The organism is Streptomyces sp. NBC_00448 (genome assembly GCF_036014115.1).
Taxonomy (GTDB): Bacteria; Actinomycetota; Actinomycetes; order Streptomycetales; family Streptomycetaceae; genus Actinacidiphila.
Map to the genome: position 1 here is coordinate 6214686 of NZ_CP107913.1, position 18893 is coordinate 6233578.

Consider the following 18893-nt stretch of genomic DNA (forward strand, 5'->3'; position numbering starts at 1 on the left):
ACGGCGAAGGGAGCACCCCAAGTGCGGGGCGCTCCCTTCGTGTTGGTGCGGTTGGTGCAGACGTGCCTACGTGCCTACGTGCAGACGTGCAGACGTGCCTACGACATCGCGTGGACGTGGGCGCCCACCGTGTTGGACCAGGAATTCCCGTTGGAGGCGTCCCAGTTCGTGGACCAGGTCATGGCGCCGCGAATGGTGGGCCACTTGGCCGACGGGTGGAAGGTGCCGCAGTTGGTGCCGCTGGCAAGGCAGTCGAGCGCGTTGTCGACCACCGACGGCGAGACGTATCCGGAGCCGGCCGCGCTGGTGGAGGCGGGGGTGCCGATGCCGACCTGGGACGGGTCGAGCCCGGCCTGGATCGCGGTGCAGGCCAGCGTGGTGATGAAGTCCACGGTGCCCTCGCTGTAGACCCCGCCGTCGCAGCCGTTCATCGAACCGCTGTTGTAGTACTGCGTGTTGACGACGGTGAGGATGTCCTTGATGTTCAGCGCGGTGGCCAGGTAGTCACTGGACGGCGACAGCATGTCGATGGTCTGCGGCGCCATCGTGATGATCAGCCCGGAGCCCGCCTTCGCGCTGAGGCTGTGCAGCGCCTGCGACATGTAGGTCGGGTCGATCCCGTTCTCCAGGTCGATGTCCACGCCGTTGAAGCCGTACGTCTGCATCAGGGTGTAGACGCTGTTGGCGAAGTTCGTCGCCGAGGCGGAGTCGCGCACCGAGATGGTGCCGTCCTGCCCGCCGACGGAGATGACCACCTTCTTGCCCGCCGCCTGCTTGGCGGCGATGTCCGCCTTGAACTGCGCCTCGCTGTAGTTGAGCGAGGGGTCCAGGGAGAAGCTGACCGCGCCGGGCGTGGTGGTGGCGGTCGCGAAGGCCACGGCGATGATGTCGTACTGGTTCTGCACCTGCGCGATGGTCTGCACGGTCGCGCCGTTGGAGAAGTCCTGCCAGTACCCGGTCACCGCGTGCTTGGGCAGGTCGCCGGCCGGCGGGCTGGTCGGCGGCGTGGTGGGGGGAGTGGTGGGCGGCGTCGTCGGGGGCGTGGTCGGCGGGGTGGTCGCGGTGCCGCCCGGGCCGGACAGGGTGACATCGTCGGCGTAGTAGGCGGGTTGGCCGTACCAGCCGTGCGTGTAGACGGTCACCGAGGTGGTGCTCGCGCCGGTGGTGAAGTCGACGCTGAGCTGGGAGTAGGAGGAGGCGCTCGGCGTCCAGGTGGACGGGTCGGTGCCGCCGGTGCCGGTCGCGCCGAGGTAGACGTACGACCCCTGCACCCACGCGCTCAGCGTGTAGGCGGAGTTGGGCTGCACGCTGATGGTCTGCTGGCACTGGGCGGTGTCGCTGCCGGACGGGGTGGCCTTCAGCGCGCTCGACCCGGAGTGCACCGGGGTGGAGACGGCCGCACCGCTGCCGGCGGAGCAGGTCCAGCCGGAAAGGCCGCTCTCGAAGCCGGAGTTGGCCACCAGATTGGTGGTGGCGGCGGAGGCGGCGCCCTCCGTGACGAGCGCGACGCCGGAGCCGATCACGGCCGCGGCGCTCAGCCCGGCGATCAGCCTGCGCTTGAGGGTTGCTCTCGACTTCGCATGGCTCGCTCGATTCGCGTGCGATGCACGTTCCACGACTGCCTCCTGGGGGCAAGGAGTTGGGGGGTGGTGGGGTGTGCGGGTGACCCGGGTGCCCACGGATGGCATGGACACACGTAATAGGGAGAAAGTTGGTCCAGACCAATCCGGTTGTCAAGACCTCTGATGGACACCGGTCGTTCACCTCGTTCGATCCGCAACTTTCCGCGCCCAACTCGCTACACATCGATAAGCTGACGACCGCGTACGGCCAGGCGGACCCCACTCGACCCGGACCGCCGCGCGCAGATGGGGAGGGGTGCCGCATGCCGAGCGTCATCACGGTGACCGCGGACGACCTCGCGCTCCCGCTGGAGGAGCAGGTGGTGCGCACCTCCACCGCGCTGGACATGCACGGCCACCTGGTCGCGCTCGCCCCGGCCGAGGCCGACGACCCGGCCCGGCGCCGGATGCACACCGTCCGCTCCGCGCTGGAGGGCGACCGGATCGCGATCGTGCCGCTGGCCCTGCCGCCGCTGGCCCGCACCCTGCTCGGCGAGCAGTTACGGCAGCTGTCCGGCACGGACCTAGGGCCCGGCGTGCTGGCCGGTGCCGCCCGCCTGCTGTCGTACTACCTGCACTCCGGCGCGCTGCTCGCGTCGGTCAGCAAGCTGGACCGGGTGCCGGTGAGCGTCGGCAGCCACGTCAAGTCCCTCGTGCCCGGGCGGCACTTCGCGGTGGTCGCGCACCCCGAGCCGTACCTGGGCGAGGCCGACGCGGAGCACGTGCCGCCCGGGCCCGGCTACCAGACGCAGCTCGCGGTGGCCGGAAACGGCCTCGACCCCGGCTGGGTGGCCGGGCCGCTCGCCGCCGGCTGGCGCACCCAGCATCTGCGCGAGGTTCCGCTGCCGCCCGACTCGGCCCGCTGGTGGGGGACTTCACGGCTGGTCGAGTTCACCGCGTACATCGCCGACGTCGGCATGCTCTACCAGCTCGTCACCTCGGTGCGGCGCGACACCTGCACCTGGTGCGGGCTCGAAGTCATCGGCGACCAGTGCCTGTTCTGCGCCACCCGGATCAACGATCGCGGCACCCCGGCCAAGCACGCCGCCCGTCCGCCCGGCACGGCGGTCGAGACACCGCGCCGCCCCCAACTCGAACCCCACAAGCGATAGGTCCACCCGCACATGAACTCACGTCAGCGCCGTGGCGTCGTCCTCCTGGTGGTCTCCGTGGTCTGCGCGGTGGCCGCCTTCGCCGGGGTGCTCGCCGTCGTCAGCAACGCCCGCTCCCAGGTGGGCCAGAAGGTGACGGCGTACGAACTGTCGTCGGACGTGCCCGCGTACACCGCGCTGGACTCCTCCAAGGTGCACCGGATATCGATGCCGAAACGGTGGCTGCCGGACACCGCTGTCCGCGACCTCGGCGAGTTCCAGGGGAAGATCGCCGCGGTGCCGCTGAAGAAGGGCTCGCTGCTGGAGTCCGACATGGTCGCCGCCCGGCCCGAACTCAAGCCCGGGCAGATGGAGATCGCCATCATGATCGACGCGGAGACCGGCGTCGCGGGCAAGATCACCCCCGGCGCCCGGGTGAACATCTTCGCCACCTTCGCCGGCCGCAAGGACACCGACCCCGACGTCTCGAAGATCATCGTGGCCGGCGCGCAGGTCCTCGACGTCGGCCAGATCAAGGCGTTCGACAAGAACGAGGACGCGCAGCGGCTGTCCGAGGAAGGCGTCCCGATCACCTTCGCGCTCGATGCCCAGGACGCCCAACGCGTCGCGTACGCCGAGTCGTTCGCGGAACACGTCCGGCTCGCCCTGGTCGCCCCCGGTGACACCGCGGCCCCGCCGGACAGCGACCGCACCTACACGCTCTCCGGCGACACGTCGGCGGCGTCCACGTCGGGAGCCGCGCGATGAGGCCGGGCGCGGTCGGGCCGGGCACGGTCGGGCCGGGCGTGGTCCGGCCGGGCGAGACGAGGCCGGGCGCGGCCATGGGAGGGCCGAGATGACCGTACGCATCCTCGCCGGCACCGCCGACGCCGACGCCGCCCGCGCGCTGGTCGGGCTGCTCGGCCAGCTCCCGGGCGCCGAGCCCGCCCCCGCCCTGCCCAACTCCACCGCGCTGCTCGACGCCCTCGCCCGGGCCGCCGAGGCGGGCGTCGACGAACTGCCCGAAGTCGTCGTCGTGCACGACCTGATCGGGCCGATGCCCGCGCTCGACCTGGTGCGGGACGTGGCGCTGCGCTTCCCCGCGGTCGGCGTGGTGCTGCTCACCGCCGACCCGAGCCCGGCGATGCTGGCCTCCGCGATGAACTCCGGCGCCCGCGGGGTGATCGGAATGCCGCTCGCCTACGACGAGTTGGGCGCCCGAGTGGAGGCCGCCGCGTCCTGGGCGGAGGGGGTGCGCCGGCACCTCGCGCCGGGCCGGGCCGCGCTGCCCGCCGTCGCCGGCGGCACCCTGGTCGCGGTGGCCGGCGCCAAGGGCGGTGTCGGCACCACCGTCATCGCCGTCCAACTAGCCCTGGCCGCACACGCGTCGGGCCGCTCCACCGCCCTGGTCGACCTCGACCTGCAGGGCGGCGACGTCGCCTCGTACCTCGACGTCCAGTTCCGCCGCTCCATCGCCGACCTGGCCGACATCGCCGACGTCTCCTCGCGCGTTCTGAACGACGCGATGTACGTCCACGAGTCCGGGCTGGCGCTGCTGCTCGCCCCCGCCGACGGCGAGCGCGGCGAGGACGTCACCGACCGTGCCGCCCGCCTGGTGCTGACCGCCCTGCGGCAGCGGTACGAAGTGGTCGTCGTCGACTGCGGCACCCAGGTCACCAGTGCCAACGCGGTCGCCGTCGAGACCGCCGACACCGCCGTGCTGGTCACCACCCCCGACGTCGTCGCCGTGCGCGCCGCCAAGCGGATGGTGCGGATGTGGGACCGGCTGCAGATCCGCAAGCCCCAGGACACCACCGCCGCGGTGAACCGGCACACCCGGGGCAGCGAGATCCAGCCCTCGCTGATCGGCCGGATCACCGGCTCCAGGATCGCCGAGTCCGCCATCCCGGCCGGCTTCCGCGAACTCCAGCCCGTCATCGACGCGGGGCGGCTGCACGACCTCGACGCGCGCTCCACCGTACGCACCGGAATCTGGACGCTGGCGGGGGAGCTGGGCCTGGTCACCGGCGCGACGCTGCCGGCCGGGCGGTCCGGGAAGCGGCTGCGCCGGGCCGACCGCGACCGAGGCCAGGTCACCCTGGAGACGCTGGGCATGACGCCGGTCATCCTGATCACCCTCATCCTGGTCTGGCAGGCCGTGCTGGCCGGCTACACCTTCACCCTCGCGGGCAACGCCGCCGACCAGGCCGCCCGCGCCGCCGCCGTCGGCGCCGACTACCGTGCGGCCGCGGCCAGTGACCTCCCCGGCGCCTGGGCCTCCGACATGCAGGGCCCCACCGCCGACCGCTCCCAGGACGGCCAGGTCTCCGTCACCCTCGGCCTCAAGGTCCCCGTCCTGTTCCCCGGCGCCATCGACTTCCCCGTCACCGTGCACGGCCACGCGAGCACCGTGGACGAGACGGCCGGCGAGGGGACCACGCCATGACGACGCGGCGGGAGCGGCACGGCGAGCGGCACGTCAGGCCGTCCCGGGGGCGGACGACCGAGCGGCGCCGGGGGCGGACGGGCGAGCGGTACCGCGGGCGGATCGGCGGGCGGCGCCCGGCCGGCCAGGCATCCCTGGAATACCTCGGCATGCTGCCGTTCCTGCTGCTCATCGCGCTCGCCGGCATCCAGCTCGGCATCGCCGCCTACTGCGGCTCGCAGGCCGGCACCGCGGCGCGGACCGCCGCACGTACCGCGGCGCTGCCCGACCCGCGGGGAGGCATCGACGCCGGCGCCCGGGCGGGCGAGGCCGCGGTCAGCGGCTGGGTCCACCCGGACATCGGATGGCCGGTGAACGACGCGCAGAGCGTCACCGCGGAGGCCACCGTGGACATCCCGTCCGTGCTGCCCGGCGTGCACCTGTTCGGGCCGGTGCACCGCGACGCGACCATGCCGAAGGAGGACTGGACGCCATGAGCCTGCGTGCCCGCCTCGCCGTCGAAGAGGCCACCCCGCAGACCCAGGAAGGCCACCTCGTGGCCGTCTACCGGGCCAAACTGCTCCAGGAGATCGACCTCGCCGAGATGTCGGCGCTCGCCGCCGCCGAGCGCCGCGCCCGGCTCGAACGCGTCCTCGGCCACATCATCAGCCGCGAGGGCCCGGTGCTCTCCAGCGCCGAACGGGCCGCGCTGATCCGCCGGGTGGTCGACGAGGCACTGGGCCTGGGCATCCTCGAACCGCTGCTGGAGGACCCCTCCGTCACCGAGATCATGGTCAACGGCCCGGACCGGATCTACGTCGAACGCGGCGGCCGGGTCGAACTCGTCCCGGCCCGCTTCTCCTCCGCCGACCAGCTCCTGCAGACCATCGAACGCATCGTCTCCACCGTCAACCGCCGCGTGGACGAGTCCAATCCGATGGTCGACGCCCGCCTGCCGTCCGGCGAGCGCGTCAACGTCATCATCCCGCCGCTCTCGCTGACCGGCCCCACCCTGACCATCCGCCGCTTCCCGCGCGCCTACACGCTCCAGGAACTCATCGGCCTGGGCACCCTCGACGAGCACATGCTGCTCCTGCTCTCCGGGTTCGTCCGCGCCAAGTGCAACATCATCGTCAGCGGCGGCACCGGCTCCGGCAAGACCACCCTGCTCAACGCGCTGTCCGGGCTGATCCCCGACGGCGAGCGGATCATCACCGTCGAGGACGCCGCCGAACTCCAGCTCCAGCAGGAGCACGTGATCCGGCTGGAGTCCCGCCCGCCGAACGTCGAGGGCGAGGGCCGCATCACCATCCGCGACCTGGTCCGCAACTCCCTGCGGATGCGCCCCGACCGCATCATCGTCGGCGAGGTCCGCGGCGGCGAGACCCTCGACATGCTCCAGGCGATGTCCACCGGCCACGACGGCTCCCTCGCCACCGTGCACGCCAACTCCGCCGAGGACGCCGTCCTGCGTCTGCAGACCCTCGCCTCCATGAGCGAGGTCAAGATCCCCTTCGAGGCGCTGCGCGACCAGATCAACTCCGCGGTGGACGTACTGGTCCAGCTCCAGCGGCACGTCGACGGCACCCGCCGGATCGCCGAGATCGCGGTGCTCTCCTCCCGCGGCCGCGACACCTTCCGGCTCACCTCCGCCACCCGCTTCCGCGCCGAACCCCTCGGCGTCGACCGCATCGTCCGCGGCTGGTACGAACACCACCCGCTGCCCCGCGAGATCGGCGACCGCCTCTACCTGTCCGGCGAGCACATCCCCGCCGCGTACGGTGTCGGCGCCACCGAACTCGAACTCGACAGCCGGGAGGCGAAGTGACCCTCGCGCGAACCCAGTTCGCCAGTACCCAGTTCGCCTCCGGGCCCTACCCGCTGTTCGTGCTCGGCGTCGCCACCGTCGCGCTCGCCTTCGGCGTCTGGGGCCTGCACGCCTGGTGGGGCGGCCGCGCCGACCGCGCCGCGCTGGTCGAACGCCTCGCCGGCGACTTCGGCGACGACGGCCCCCGGCGGCCCGCCTTCGCCGCGCTGGACCGCCGGGTGCGCCGCTACGCCTGGGGCCGCCGGCTGGCCGGACGGCTCGCCGCCACCGGCACCAACCTCACCCCCGGCCAGTTCACCGCCGCCGTGACCGGCGTCATCGCCGCCGCCTGGATCGTCGCCGCGACCCTGCTCGCGCCGTTCTTCGGCCCGATCGCCGCACTGCTGGCCGGCTGGGCCGGCTTCTCCTTCCTCGCCTGGCGCCGCCGGGTGCGCACCGAACGCTTCATCGCCCAACTCCCCGAACTCGCCCGGGTACTGGCCAATGCCACCCAGGCCGGCCTGGCGCTGCGCACCGCGGTTTCCATGGCCGCGGAGGAGCTGGAGGCGCCCGCCGGCGAGGAGTTGAAGCAGGTCGCCGACGCCATGGCGCTCGGCCACTCCGTCGAGGACGCCCTCGGCGAACTCCAGCAGCGCCTGCCCAGCCGCGAGTTGGTCGTCCTGGTGTCCACCCTCGTGCTGTCCAGCCGGGCCGGCGGTTCCGTCGTGGAGTCCCTGCGCAACCTCACCGTCACCCTGGAGGAGCGCAAGGAGACCCGCCGCGAGATCCGTACCCAGATGTCCCAGGTCACCGTCACCGCCTACGCGGTCCCGGTGATCGGCATCGGCTCGCTGCTGCTGCTCAACCGCATCATGCCCGGCTCGCTCAGCGCCATGACCGGCTCCGGCATCGGCCGGATCTGCGTCCTGGTCGCCCTGGCCCTGTACGTCGTCGGCTTCGCGCTCATCCGCCGGATGTCCCGGATCGACGTGTGAGGAACCTGCCACGATGACCCTGATCGGACTCGGCCTCGCCGTCCTGCTCGCCGCCGCCCTGACCGGCGTCGTCTACGGGGTCGGCCTGCTGCGCGCGGACACGAGACTCCCCGACGACCTCGCGCTCGCCCTCGAAGTCGGCCGCACCCGCACCACCCGCACCGGCAACGCCATCGACCGGGTCGGCATGCGCTGGGCGCCCATGGTGCTGCGGATGATGGGCCCCGCCCGGATCGCCAAGATGCGCGCCCGGATCGACCACGCCGGCCACCCCTACGGGCTCACCGTCGAGCGCTACGCCGCCCGCCGCGCTGTCTACGGCTTCCTCGGCGGCCTCGCCGCCCTGGCGCTGTTCAGCCGCGGCAACTGGTTCCTGGCGCTCCTCCTGCTCGGCTACGCCTGGTGGTGGGCCGACCTCGGCATCTGGCTCGCGATCCGCCGTCGCCGCGACGACATCGAGCGCACCCTGCCGGACTTCCTCGACGTGCTCGCGGTCGTGGTCAGTGCCGGGCTCGGCTTCCGCCAGGCCCTCGAACGCGTCAACTCCGTCTACCAGGGTCCCTGGTCCGACGAAGTCCGGGTCGCCCTGCGGCAGATGGACGTCGGGGTCAGCCGCCGCGACGCCTTCGACCAGCTGCGCAAGCGCAACCGCAGCGACCAGGTGGGGCAGTTCGTCACCGCGCTCCAGCAGGGCGAGGAACTCGGCGCCCCCATCGCGCGCACCCTGCTCCAGATCGCCACCGACATGCGCCGTACCGAGGCGCAGAACGCCCGCCGCCGCGCGGCCCGCATGGTCCCGCGCGCGACGGGCGTCATCACGATCCTGCTCGTCCCGGCCACCATGATCCTGCTCATCTCGGGCACGATCATCGGCTCCCAGATTCACTTCGGTGACCTCTTCGGGGGTGGGTGAGCCGGTTGTTTTGCGTGAACGGGGTACGACACAGCGTGAGTTCGCGTCATGCTGGCTCAGAGGGCGCCGACGTGCCCGGCATGAGCAGCAGGACCAGCGAAAGGCGGTGCGCCGTGCCCCCCGAGCCCGAACGGCCGGAACCGGCCGCCGTGACCAGGAGCCAGGTGATCAGGAATGGGGCGAGCAATCGTGAACAGGTGGGTTCTCCAGCACTACACGGACGCCGAGGTCTGGCTCCGCACCCGCACGGACCGTCTGACCGCCCGCCTCGCCGCCCGCACGGCGACCCGCTCGGACCGCGGCCAGACGTCCTTCGAATACCTCGGGATCGCGGTGGTGATCGCGGTGATCATCGGGGTGCTGGCGGGGACGACGGATATCGGAAACACCATCAAGAACGCGATCACCAACACGATCAACAAGATCACCAGCGGCGGCGGGAAGTAGGACGGTTCAGCAGCGACCGCGGGCAGACGGTGGGCATCTACATCGTCGCCATGGGGGCGTTGTTCTTCCTGGCGTTCGCGTTCTTCGCCGTCGGACAGGCGACGAACGTGCGGAGCAAGGCCCAGACGGCTGCTGACTCCGCGGCGCTGGCAGCAGCCCGACAGAATCGCGATGAGGTCAAGATCGCGTTCCTCCAGGCACTGAACACAGGTAACAGCGACATCCTGGGCCAACTCCTCAATGATGCCGGTACCGATGACGGAGCAGCCTGCCAGGCGGCTCGCCAGTACGCCGGCGACAACCGAGCCACGGTGCGGCAGTGTGAGCGGGTCGGCAGCGGCGTGGGCTACACCGTTTCCGTCATCACCGATGACACCGTGGGCAGTTCGGTGATCGACGGCACCGAATCCAAGCACGCGGAGGCCACCGCCACCGCGGTCGTCGAGCCGCGATGCTCCCTCGGAACCGATGCCAAGAGCGGCCATACGATGCGCTTCACCTGTGACGGGGGCCCAATGACCATCGATCCGAGTGCTCAGGGATTCACGTTGGATCTCTCGGACTTCTACTCGGTGCACCTCAGCAAGTGAACTCCGACGATCAGCGAGGACGGGGAATGATGGGACACGCGCGCAGGGCGACGACAGCCGTGGCACTCGCCGTTGCCGCCGCCGTCACCATGACGGGCTGTGGGGGAGGAGGCAGCAAGAAGGAGGATGGCAAGTCCTCAGCGTCGCCTAGCTCGTCCGTCCAGGCCACGAAGGGTGGAGGCGGAGCGGATTCGCCCTCCCCGTCGCCGACTCAGGTCCTGGCTCAGATCAAGGGCGAGAGCGACATGCTCGTCACCATCAACTCCGCGGTGCGCGACTCCGGAGGTTTCGTCACGGTGGAGGGTACGGTGACGAACAACGGGCAGTCGGCCTTCAGCGCCAATCTGTGGGTCGGTGAGGAGACCGCGCTCAGCCATTCCGGGGCGTCGGTCGCTGGAGCCGTCCTGGTCGATGAGGCGGGGAAGAAGCGCTATTACGTCCTGCGTGACACGGACGGGCGCTGCCTGTGCACGATGGGCCTGGTCGGAATCGAACCCAAGGAAACCCGCCCCTTCTTCGCCCAGTTCCCCTCCCCACCCGAATCCACCACCTCCGTCGAGTTCGAACTCCCCACCATGCCCCCCGCCAAGATCTCCATCTCCGAGGGGTGACCCCGCCGTGACCCGCACACCCCACCCCCGTCGGACCGTCGCCGCGGCCGGCGCCTCCGCCGCGGCCGCGCTGATCCTCGTGTGCGCCACCCCCGCCGGCGCGGACCCGAACCCGCCGCCGACCGCGGGCGACCCCACGCCCTCCGCCCCCGTGCAGATCGACCCGAACTCACCGGACCTGAAACTCCCCGAGGGCGCCACGCTGGCCCCGCCGAAGGTCCTGGACATCGTCTCGGTGACCGACCAGGGCTCGGTGTCCGCCAGCCAGCCGGAGGAGCGGCAGGAGACGTCGAACACGACGGTGACGTACGCCCTGCAGGCCGAGGTGCTGTTCACGAAGGACAGCGCGAAGCTCTCGGCGACCGCGACGTCCCGTATCCAGGCGATCGCGGGTGATATCAACGCGCAGCACGTCACCTCACCCATCCGTGTCTTCGGGTTCACCGACAACCTGGGCAGCAGCGAGCACGGCGACGTGCTGTCGAAGCAGCGGGCCACCGCGGTCTACAACGTGCTGGCCGCGCAACTGGCGACGCTGGGGGACCCGGCGCACACCTTCCAGGTCCGCGGCTACGGCGAGCAGTACCCGATCGCCGACAACTCCAGTGAGAGCGGCCGCCGCGAGAACCGCCGGGTGGAGATCACCTTCACGCCACCCGCGTCGTCGTAGGGAGCACCGGCCCCGGGCGCGGTAACGTCTGGGTCCCCCCTCGGGCCGGTTCGCGCTCCCCCCTTGCGAACCGGCCCGTTCCCGTTTCCGCGTACCGGGAGCCCGACCCGCGACGGCGCCAAGGCCCGTCCTCAGTCCGGCACTTCCAGCGTGACGCCCTTCACGATGCCCCACCGGGCGAAGGCACCCGCCTCGGCCTCCAGCACGTGCCGGGCCCGCAGCCGGGGGCGGCCGACACGGCCGGGCGGCATGGTGCGCACCGCGAGGACGCGCAGCCGCTGGTCGAGGTAGGCCACGTCGATGGCGAACCGCATCCGGACGGTGTGGATGCTGGACGCGGGGGTGAGCAGCAACGCGCCGTCGAGCCCGTCGCGGCCCAACAGCCCCCGGGTACGGGCGCGGTAGGAGGCGGCGACCCGGAGCGCCACCTCGGTGCCTGGTGTGCGCAGCAGGCCCTCGCCGTCCCGCCAGCGTCGGCGCATCGTCGTCTCCTCCCCGTCCGCCCGGCCCCTCCCGAACGGCGCGACCGCCCGTGTACGGTCGGCCCGGTGCATGTCTATCTGATCGTGGGCGCCGCCGTCTGGGGAATAGCGAGCGGGCTGCTCCTGCCGCGCGCCGCCTACCGGTTGGCGGTCCCCGCCGAGGAGCCCTGGGCGGGGACCTGCCCGTCCGGGCACCCGGTCGGCGGCTGGCTCGGCCCGGCCCGCTGCGGGCGGTGCCCCGAGGACCAGCGGCGCCACGGACCCGGCTACGGTGCCGCGCTGGGCTGCGCGCTGGTCTGCGCGGCACTCGCCTGGCGGGTGGGCGGGCACCCCGAACTCGCCGTCTGGCTGCTGCTGGTACCGGTCTGCGGGGTCCTCGCCCGGGTCGACCTCGCGGTCTTCCGGCTGCCGGACGTCCTGACCCTCCCCGCGCTCGGGCTCACCGCGCTCCTGCTCGGCGGCGCCGCCCTGCTGCCCTCCCACCACGGCTCCTGGACGCGCGCCCTGATCGCCGCGGTGGTGCTGGGGGTCCTCTACGCCGTGCTGTTCTTCGTCAACCCGGCCGGCATGGGCTTCGGCGACGTGAAACTCGCTCCCACCCTCGGGCTCGTCCTGGGCTGGTACGGCTGGGGCGCCGTGATCACCGGCACGTTCGCCGGGTTCCTGCTCGGGGCGGTGGTCGGGCTCGTCCTCATCGCCACCCGGCGGGCCACCCGCAAGACCGCGATGCCCTTCGGCCCCTTCATGCTCGCCGGCGCCCTCACCGCACTGCTCCTGGTGCCCTGACCCGTCAGCCCGCGGCCGTCAGAGGCTCCCGCCGTCAGCTCTCGCCCTCCGAGTCCCGCCGTCAGAGCCCCCCGCGCCCGGGTGCCCCTGAACCGGCGGAACAGGGGCACCCGGGGTCCGGCTACGCGTCGCTGCTGACGCTCCAGAGGTTCACGCCCTCCGGCTCCACGGCGTGCCGGTCGATCTCCGCCAGCTCCTCCGCGGTCAGCGGCGCCGCCCCGACCGCGGCGACGTTCGCCTCCAGCTGCCCGACGGACGACGCCCCGATCAGCGCCGAGGTCACCCGCGGGTCCCGCAGCACCCAGGACAGCGCGAGCTGCGCCAGGGACTGGCCGCGGGCGGCGGCGACGTCGTTGAGGGCGCGCAGCCGCGCGATCGTCTCGTCGTTGACCAGCGCGGGGTTGAGCGACTTGCCCTGCGCGGCCCGGGAGTCGGCCGGGATGCCGCCGAGGTAGCGGTCGGTGAGCAGGCCCTGGGCCAGCGGCACGAACCCGATGCAGCCCATGCCCTCCTCGTCGAGGACGTCGAGCAGCCCGTCGTCCTCGATCCAGCGGTTGATCATGGAGTACGACGGCTGGTGGATCAGCGCCGGCACGCCCAGCTCACGCAGGATGCGCGCCGCCTCGCGGGTCCGGTCCGGCCCGTAGGAGGAGATGCCGACGTACAGCGCCTTGCCCTGCTGGACCGCGGTGGCCAGGGCACCCATCGTCTCTTCGAGCGGGGTGTCCGGGTCGAAGCGGTGGGAGTAGAAGATGTCGACGTAGTCCAGGCCCATCCGGGACAGCGACTGGTCGAGCGAGGCGAGCAGGTACTTGCGGGAGCCCCACTCACCGTAGGGGCCCGGCCACATGTCGTAGCCGGCCTTGGTGGAGATGACCAGCTCGTCGCGGTAGGGGCGGAAGTCCTGCGCGAAGAGGGTGCCGAAGTTGGCTTCGGCGGCGCCGTACGGCGGGCCGTAGTTGTTGGCCAGGTCGAAGTGGGTGATCCCGAGGTCGAAGGCGCGGCGCAGGATGGCCCGCTGCGAGTCCAGGGTGCGGTCGTCGCCGAAGTTGTGCCACAGGCCGAGCGAGACGGCCGGGAGCTTGAGGCCGCTGCGTCCGGTGCGGCGGTACTCCATCGAGTCGTAGCGCTCGTCGGAGGCGCGGTAGAGGTTTCGGATGTTCACGTCCTCTGCTTATCACGCGCGGTTGAAGGGTCTACTACCCGATACCGCCCGTCGCGCGGTCGCGTCGCTGATCACGACCCCGTCGCGCCACCGTCCGGCGCCCGTATCCGGCGCCGTCCGTGACCTGCGGCTGCTCGACCCGGTTCGTCCGTACGGCTGTTCGCGCAGTAGTGTGGCCGCTCGGGCGACGAGCACATGAGGGGCTGGTACGCGATGAATCTGCGCGACCTGGTGTACGGGTTGTACTCCCGCCGGGTGGAACGCCGGATCGACGTGTCGCAGACCCCCAAGCACATCGGCGTGATCCTGGACGGCAACCGGCGCTGGGCCAAGGCGTCCGGCGGCAGCCCCGAGCAGGGCCACCGGGCCGGCGCGGACAAGATCGCCGAGATGCTGGGCTGGTGCGAGGAGACCGGGGTCGAGGTGGTCACCCTGTGGCTGCTGTCCACCGACAACCTGGACCGGCCGGCCGACCAGCTGGTGCCGCTGCTGGGCATCATCGAGGACGCCGTCACCGAACTGGCCGCCGCGGGCCGCTGGCGGGTGCACCACGTGGGCACGATGGACCTGCTGCCCGCGCGCACCCAGAGCGTGCTGAAGGAGGCCGAGCAGGCCACCGACGGCCAGGAGGGCATCCTGGTCAACGTGGCGGTCGGCTACGGCGGCCGGCAGGAGATCGCCGACGCGGTCCGCTCGCTGCTGCACGAGCACGCCGGGCGCGGCACCTCCATCGAGGACCTGGCCGAGATCCTCGACGTCGAGCACATCGCCGAGCACCTCTACACCCGCGGCCAGCCCGACCCCGACCTGGTGATCCGCACCTCGGGCGAGCAGCGGCTGTCCGGTTTCATGCTGTGGCAGAGCGCGCATTCGGAGTACTACTTCTGCGAGGTCTTCTGGCCCGCCTTCCGCAAGGTGGACTTCCTGCGGGCGCTGCGTGACTACGCGGCCCGGCATCGCCGCTACGGAGCGTGACCGACTCCACCGGAGGGGTGAGCGTTCCGTGGCGAGGCGGTGACCGTCGGGTGACTGTCGTATGCATCCGCATGCGAGCGGCTGATCCAGGGCATATCACTGGCAGACCGGCATCCGGACCTTGGCTGCCGGACCGCAAGACTCACCTCTCCCGAGGGGGTTCGTCCACACGTGGTGACCAGCAAGAATCGCCGTGATCACGACCGGCGCACATATGTACTCGACACCAGCGTGCTGCTCGCCGACCCCAACGCCTTCACCCGTTTCGACGAGCACGAGGTCGTGCTGCCGGTCGTCGTGGTGACGGAGTTGGAGGCCAAGCGCCACCACCCCGAACTCGGCTACTTCGCCCGCCAGGCGTTGCGCACGCTCGACGAGTTCCGGATCAGGTACGGCAGGCTCGACGCGCCGATTCCGATCGGCGACATCGGTGGCACGCTCAGGGTCGAGCTCAACCATTCGGACCCCGGGGTGCTGCCCGCGGGTTTCCGGCTGGGTGACAACGACTCGCGCATCCTCGCCGTCGCCCGCAACCTCCAGGCCGAGGGGTACGACGTCACCGTCGTCTCCAAGGACCTGCCGCTGCGGGTGAAGGCGTCCTCCGTCGGCCTGCTCGCCGAGGAGTACCGCGCGGAGCTCGCCATCACCTCCGGCTGGACCGGGATGGAGGAGCTGCAGATCGGCGCCGAGGACGTGGACGCCCTCTTCGCTCAGGAGGTCATCGATCTGCCCGACGTGGCGGATCTGCCGGTGCACACCGGGCTGGTGCTGCAGTCCGAGCGCGGCAAGGCGCTGGGCCGGGTCACCGAGGACGGCCGGGTGCGCCTGGTGCGCGGCGACCGGGAGGCGTTCGGCATCCACGGCCGCAGCGCCGAGCAGCGGATCGCGCTGGATCTGCTGCTGGACCCGGAGGTCGGCATCGTGTCGATGGGCGGGCGGGCCGGCACCGGCAAGTCCGCGCTGGCGCTGTGCGCGGGCCTGGAGGCGGTCCTGGAGCGCCGCCAGCACCGCAAGGTGATGGTCTTCCGCCCGCTGTACGCGGTCGGCGGGCAGGAGTTGGGCTATCTGCCGGGCAGCGAGGCGGAGAAGATGAGCCCGTGGGCCCAGGCCGTCTTCGACACCCTCGCGGCGGTGACGTCGAAGGAGGTCATCGAGGAGGTGGTGGCGCGCGGCATGCTCGAAGTGCTGCCGCTCACCCACATCCGGGGCCGCTCGCTGCACGACGCGTTCGTGATCGTCGACGAGGCCCAGTCGCTGGAACGGAACGTCCTGCTGACCGTGTTGTCCCGGATCGGGGCCGGCTCGCGGGTGGTGCTCACCCATGACGTGGCCCAGCGCGACAACCTCCGGGTCGGGCGGTACGACGGAGTCGTGGCGGTGGTGGAGAAACTGAAGGGCCATCCGCTCTTCGCCCACGTGACGCTCAGCCGCTCCGAGCGGTCGCCGATCGCGGCACTCGTCACCGAGATGCTGGAGGAGACCGGCGGCTGAGCAATGGCCGTATCTGTCCGATAATCAGGCGAGTTGAGGCTGCTGCGTCCGGGAAACCGGGCGCAGCAGCTTAGCGTTCGGGGGGTGTGCGTGCAGGGATTTACCTCCGTCCGCAGCATGTGAACTTTGCCACTCAACCGGAAATTGCCGCACGGCGTCGGAGTACGGCAGGGTGTGAGGCTGTCAGGCCCCGCTCATGGCACTCCCGTACCCCTCGGGGCACGGGAACGCGTCACCCACAAGTCCACATCGACGCCATGAGCCGCCCGAGCATCACGCGGACCCCGCAAGGGACTTCGCACCGGGCCAGTACCCCCGTGACCGCCCGGCCCGTACGGCGGACCGGCCCAGGGGGACCGCGCCAGGGGCACGATTCCGTCCGTGCGGTCACCAAGCGGGCGATTCCGGAAGGAAACCGTGTGAGCCGGATCTCGGTCCGGGGACTCGCGGTGGCGTCAGCCACTGCGGTCACCACAGTGGGCGCCGTGGTAGGCGTCGCGTCGGGCGCAGACCAGGGCAGCGGCACAGCCGACCAGCCCGTCGAAGCCGCGGGCACGACCACCCTCCTCGCAGACATCCCCGCCGGCCAGCAGGTGCAGCAGGCGTCGTTGACGGAGCAGGTACAAGCTCAGTCGGACGCCGCGGACGCCTCGGCCCGGCAGTCCGCGGAGCAGGCAGCCCGCGTCCAGGCCGCGAAGGACGCCGCCAGCAAGAAGAAGGCGGACGACGCAGCGGCGGCCAAGGCGGCCAAGATCAAGGCGGAGTCCGGCAAGGGCGACTCGAGCGCCACCTTCTCGGTACAGGCTTCGTACACCACCGCACAGGTGCAGGCCATGGCGCAGCAGATCGTCGGCAGCGGCCAGTACATGTGCTTCTCCAACATCGTGACGCACGAGAGCGGCTGGGACTACACCGCTCAGAACGCGTCCAGTGGTGCCTACGGTCTGGTCCAGGCCCTGCCCGGCTCCAAGATGGCCTCGGCGGGCGCCGATTGGCGGAGCAACCCGGCCACGCAGATAAAGTGGGGCCTGAACTACATGAACAGCCGCTACGGCAGTCCTTGTGACGCCTGGCAGTTCTGGCAGGTCAACCACTACTACTAGAATCCGGCGCCGGACCGGCAGCCGCGTCGCGCCACCGATCGGGCCACTACCGTGGCCGGGTCAACCCTGATCCCGGGTAACGTCGTCTTGCACAGCAGTGCCACAGACGGCCGACGGGTCAGGGGGAGAACAGCGATGCCGGACAAACGCCACTGGAGCGCCACGCTCGCGTCCGGTCTGGCGAATCTCGCCGGGCGACTGGACGAACGACACGCCACTGTTTCCGCGCGCGACGCGGAGCACCGGGGGGCCGCGACCACCGCGGCCCCCTCTGGCGTGCCCGGCCAGCCGGAGCCGGCCCGGCCCGAGGCCGCCGTCGCGCAGCCGCCGGACCCGGCGGCGGCCGGCACCGCCGACCCGGCGTCAGTTCCCGCGCAGGCGGCGGCATCCGACCCGCCCGCGCCGCCGCGCACCGCGCCCGTGCCGAACCCGGTCGCGGTCGTGCCGTGGAGCATGCGGGTCGCCGCCGAGATCGGCTGGCGGCTGCTGGTCCTGGCCGGCACCGTGTGGGTGCTGATGCGGGTGATAGGCGCGGTCCGGCTGCTGGTGCTGGCGTTCGTCGCCGCGCTGCTGATCACCGCGCTGCTCCAGCCGTTCGTGGCCCGCCTGAAGCGGATGGGGGTGCCGCGCGGGCTCGCCACCGCGATGGTCTTCATCGGCGGCTTCGTGGTGATGGGCCTGGTCGGCTGGTTCGTGGTGTGGCAGGTGATGGACAACATCGACAGCCTGTCCACCAGCCTCCAGGACGGTATCGACCAGGGGAAGAAGTGGCTGCTCAACAGCCCCTTCCACGTCACCGACGACCAGATCAACCAGGTCGCCAACAACCTCAGCAACGCGATCGGGCACAACACCAAGCAGCTCACCGACGCGGGCCTGCAAGGCGTCACCGTCATCGTGGAGTTCCTGACCGGCGTGCTGCTGGCGATGTTCAGCACCCTGTTCCTGCTCTACGACGGGCCGAACATCTGGAACTGGGTGCTGCGGCTGTTCCCGCGGGACGCCCGGGCCGGACTGGCCGAAGCCGGCCCGCGCGCCTGGCGCACCCTGACGCTGTATGTGCGCGGCACCGTGATCGTGGCGATGATCGACGCGATCTGCATCGGCATCGGCATCTTCTTCCTCGGCGTGCCGATGGCGGTGCCGCTGGCGGTCGTCATCTTCGTGTCGTCGTTCGTGCCGCTGGTCGGCGCGGTCGCCTCGGGCGCGGTGGCGGTGGTCGTCTCGCTGGTCACCCAGGGGCCGTTCACCGCGCTGCTGGTACTGCTCGTGGTGCTCGCGGTGCAGCAGATCGAAGGGCATGTGCTCCAGCCGTTCATCCTCGGCCGCGCGGTGCGGGTCCACCCGCTGGCGGTGGTGCTGTCGGTGGCGGCCGGGTCGATGATCGCCGGGATCGGCGGGGCGATCAGCGCGGTGCCGCTGGTCGCGGTGAGCAACACGGTCGTCGGCGTGCTCAGGGCGCGGGCGAAGTCGGGTACCGAGGCCGAGACCGAGACCGGGACGTCCCCGGTCGTACCCGCGCCGGACGCCGAGCCCGCGCAGGAGGTGGCGGACCCGTCCTCGGCCCCGGGCCTCGACGCGGACCCCGCCCCGGAGACGGCTGCGGCTGGGCGCGCGACGGCGGATACCGACACGGACACGGACACGGACACGGATACGGCCGAGGACGAGCTCGACGCGCGTGAACTGGCGGACGACGGCGTGAAATAGGGGCGCGCGG

The 18893-nt window shown here is 71.5% G+C and carries 19 protein-coding genes; 16 read left to right on the forward strand and 3 right to left on the reverse strand.

Annotation, left to right across the window (positions count from 1 at the left end; genetic code table 11):
- Positions 1 to 98: 98 nt before the first annotated feature.
- On the reverse strand, positions 99 to 1523 hold the full coding sequence (locus OG370_RS26805; protein ID WP_328474432.1) for a chitinase: 1425 nt from the start codon (positions 1521 to 1523) through the stop codon (positions 99 to 101).
- Positions 1524 to 1885: 362 nt separating this feature from the next.
- Here OG370_RS26805 and OG370_RS26810 point away from each other — a divergent pair, with 362 nt between their 5' ends.
- From OG370_RS26810 to OG370_RS26860, 11 genes are all read left to right on the forward strand, one after another.
- A complete protein-coding gene (locus tag OG370_RS26810) occupies positions 1886 to 2734 on the forward strand; it encodes a hypothetical protein (protein WP_328468564.1) in 849 nt (282 codons plus the stop codon).
- A gap of 12 nt (positions 2735 to 2746) precedes the next feature.
- A complete protein-coding gene (gene cpaB / locus OG370_RS26815; RefSeq protein ID WP_328468566.1) occupies positions 2747 to 3481 on the forward strand; it encodes a Flp pilus assembly protein CpaB in 735 nt (244 codons plus the stop codon).
- Between the two features lie 88 nt (positions 3482 to 3569).
- Positions 3570 to 5159 (forward strand): AAA family ATPase, encoded by a 1590-nt coding sequence (locus OG370_RS26820; protein ID WP_328468568.1) that lies wholly within the window; start codon positions 3570 to 3572, stop codon positions 5157 to 5159.
- Complete coding sequence (locus OG370_RS26825; RefSeq protein ID WP_328468570.1) at positions 5156 to 5635, forward strand: TadE/TadG family type IV pilus assembly protein; 480 nt, start codon at positions 5156 to 5158, stop codon at positions 5633 to 5635. The genes OG370_RS26820 and OG370_RS26825 overlap by 4 nt, the downstream gene beginning before the upstream one ends.
- Positions 5632 to 6966, forward strand: a complete 1335-nt coding sequence (locus tag OG370_RS26830) for a CpaF family protein (protein ID WP_328468573.1) — start codon at positions 5632 to 5634, stop codon at positions 6964 to 6966. The genes OG370_RS26825 and OG370_RS26830 overlap by 4 nt, the downstream gene beginning before the upstream one ends.
- A 53-nt stretch (positions 6967 to 7019) precedes the next feature.
- Positions 7020 to 7940, forward strand: coding sequence for a type II secretion system F family protein (locus tag OG370_RS26835; protein ID WP_328474434.1), 921 nt, complete (start codon positions 7020 to 7022; stop codon positions 7938 to 7940).
- 22 nt (positions 7941 to 7962) lie between these two features.
- Positions 7963 to 8853 carry a DUF5936 domain-containing protein gene (locus OG370_RS26840; RefSeq protein ID WP_328474436.1) on the forward strand — a complete coding sequence of 297 codons (891 nt, stop codon included), beginning with the start codon at positions 7963 to 7965 and terminating at the stop codon, positions 8851 to 8853.
- Between the two features lie 189 nt (positions 8854 to 9042).
- A complete protein-coding gene (locus OG370_RS26845) occupies positions 9043 to 9300 on the forward strand; it encodes a Flp family type IVb pilin (protein ID WP_328468575.1) in 258 nt (85 codons plus the stop codon).
- 29 nt (positions 9301 to 9329) lie between these two features.
- Complete coding sequence (locus OG370_RS26850; protein ID WP_328468577.1) at positions 9330 to 9890, forward strand: pilus assembly protein TadG-related protein; 561 nt, start codon at positions 9330 to 9332, stop codon at positions 9888 to 9890.
- A 245-nt stretch (positions 9891 to 10135) separates the two neighbouring features.
- Entirely contained in the window at positions 10136 to 10501 is a 366-nt protein-coding gene (locus tag OG370_RS26855; protein ID WP_328468579.1) for a hypothetical protein, read from the forward strand.
- 7 nt (positions 10502 to 10508) lie between these two features.
- Positions 10509 to 11171: an OmpA family protein gene (locus OG370_RS26860; RefSeq protein WP_443060749.1), complete on the forward strand. Its 663-nt coding sequence runs from the start codon at positions 10509 to 10511 to the stop codon at positions 11169 to 11171.
- Positions 11172 to 11302: 131 nt separating this feature from the next.
- Here OG370_RS26860 and OG370_RS26865 read toward each other — a convergent pair whose 3' ends face one another.
- Positions 11303 to 11653 carry a DUF192 domain-containing protein gene (locus OG370_RS26865; RefSeq protein ID WP_328468581.1) on the reverse strand — a complete coding sequence of 117 codons (351 nt, stop codon included), beginning with the start codon at positions 11651 to 11653 and terminating at the stop codon, positions 11303 to 11305.
- Between the two features lie 66 nt (positions 11654 to 11719).
- Here OG370_RS26865 and OG370_RS26870 point away from each other — a divergent pair, with 66 nt between their 5' ends.
- Positions 11720 to 12439 carry a prepilin peptidase gene (locus tag OG370_RS26870; protein WP_328468583.1) on the forward strand — a complete coding sequence of 240 codons (720 nt, stop codon included), beginning with the start codon at positions 11720 to 11722 and terminating at the stop codon, positions 12437 to 12439.
- 121 nt (positions 12440 to 12560) lie between these two features.
- Here the strand turns inward: OG370_RS26870 and mgrA are convergent, their stop codons facing one another.
- Entirely contained in the window at positions 12561 to 13604 is a 1044-nt protein-coding gene (gene mgrA / locus OG370_RS26875; protein WP_328468585.1) for an L-glyceraldehyde 3-phosphate reductase, read from the reverse strand.
- Positions 13605 to 13817: 213 nt separating this feature from the next.
- On the opposite strand from mgrA, the gene OG370_RS26880 reads away from it, so the two are divergent.
- From OG370_RS26880 to OG370_RS26895, 4 genes are all read left to right on the forward strand, one after another.
- On the forward strand, positions 13818 to 14579 hold the full coding sequence (locus tag OG370_RS26880) for an isoprenyl transferase (protein WP_328468587.1): 762 nt from the start codon (positions 13818 to 13820) through the stop codon (positions 14577 to 14579).
- 171 nt (positions 14580 to 14750) lie between these two features.
- Positions 14751 to 16070, forward strand: a complete 1320-nt coding sequence (locus tag OG370_RS26885) for a PhoH family protein (RefSeq protein ID WP_328468589.1) — start codon at positions 14751 to 14753, stop codon at positions 16068 to 16070.
- Between the two features lie 419 nt (positions 16071 to 16489).
- A complete protein-coding gene (locus OG370_RS26890) occupies positions 16490 to 17173 on the forward strand; it encodes a transglycosylase SLT domain-containing protein (protein ID WP_328468591.1) in 684 nt (227 codons plus the stop codon).
- A gap of 135 nt (positions 17174 to 17308) precedes the next feature.
- Positions 17309 to 18883 carry an AI-2E family transporter gene (locus OG370_RS26895; protein ID WP_328468593.1) on the forward strand — a complete coding sequence of 525 codons (1575 nt, stop codon included), beginning with the start codon at positions 17309 to 17311 and terminating at the stop codon, positions 18881 to 18883.
- The last annotated feature ends 10 nt before the right edge of the window (positions 18884 to 18893 follow it).

Coding starts and splice junctions, on each gene's coding strand:
- OG370_RS26865 (WP_328468581.1), bottom strand. CDS start 11,653: ATGCGCCGACGCTGGCGGGACGGCGAGGGCCTGCTGCGCACACCAGGC.
- OG370_RS26855 (WP_328468579.1), top strand. CDS start 10,136: ATGCTCGTCACCATCAACTCCGCGGTGCGCGACTCCGGAGGTTTCGTC.
- cpaB (WP_328468566.1), top strand. CDS start 2,747: ATGAACTCACGTCAGCGCCGTGGCGTCGTCCTCCTGGTGGTCTCCGTG.
- OG370_RS26895 (WP_328468593.1), top strand. CDS start 17,309: ATGCCGGACAAACGCCACTGGAGCGCCACGCTCGCGTCCGGTCTGGCG.
- OG370_RS26825 (WP_328468570.1), top strand. CDS start 5,156: ATGACGACGCGGCGGGAGCGGCACGGCGAGCGGCACGTCAGGCCGTCC.
- OG370_RS26830 (WP_328468573.1), top strand. CDS start 5,632: ATGAGCCTGCGTGCCCGCCTCGCCGTCGAAGAGGCCACCCCGCAGACC.
- OG370_RS26820 (WP_328468568.1), top strand. CDS start 3,570: ATGACCGTACGCATCCTCGCCGGCACCGCCGACGCCGACGCCGCCCGC.
- OG370_RS26810 (WP_328468564.1), top strand. CDS start 1,886: ATGCCGAGCGTCATCACGGTGACCGCGGACGACCTCGCGCTCCCGCTG.
- OG370_RS26880 (WP_328468587.1), top strand. CDS start 13,818: ATGAATCTGCGCGACCTGGTGTACGGGTTGTACTCCCGCCGGGTGGAA.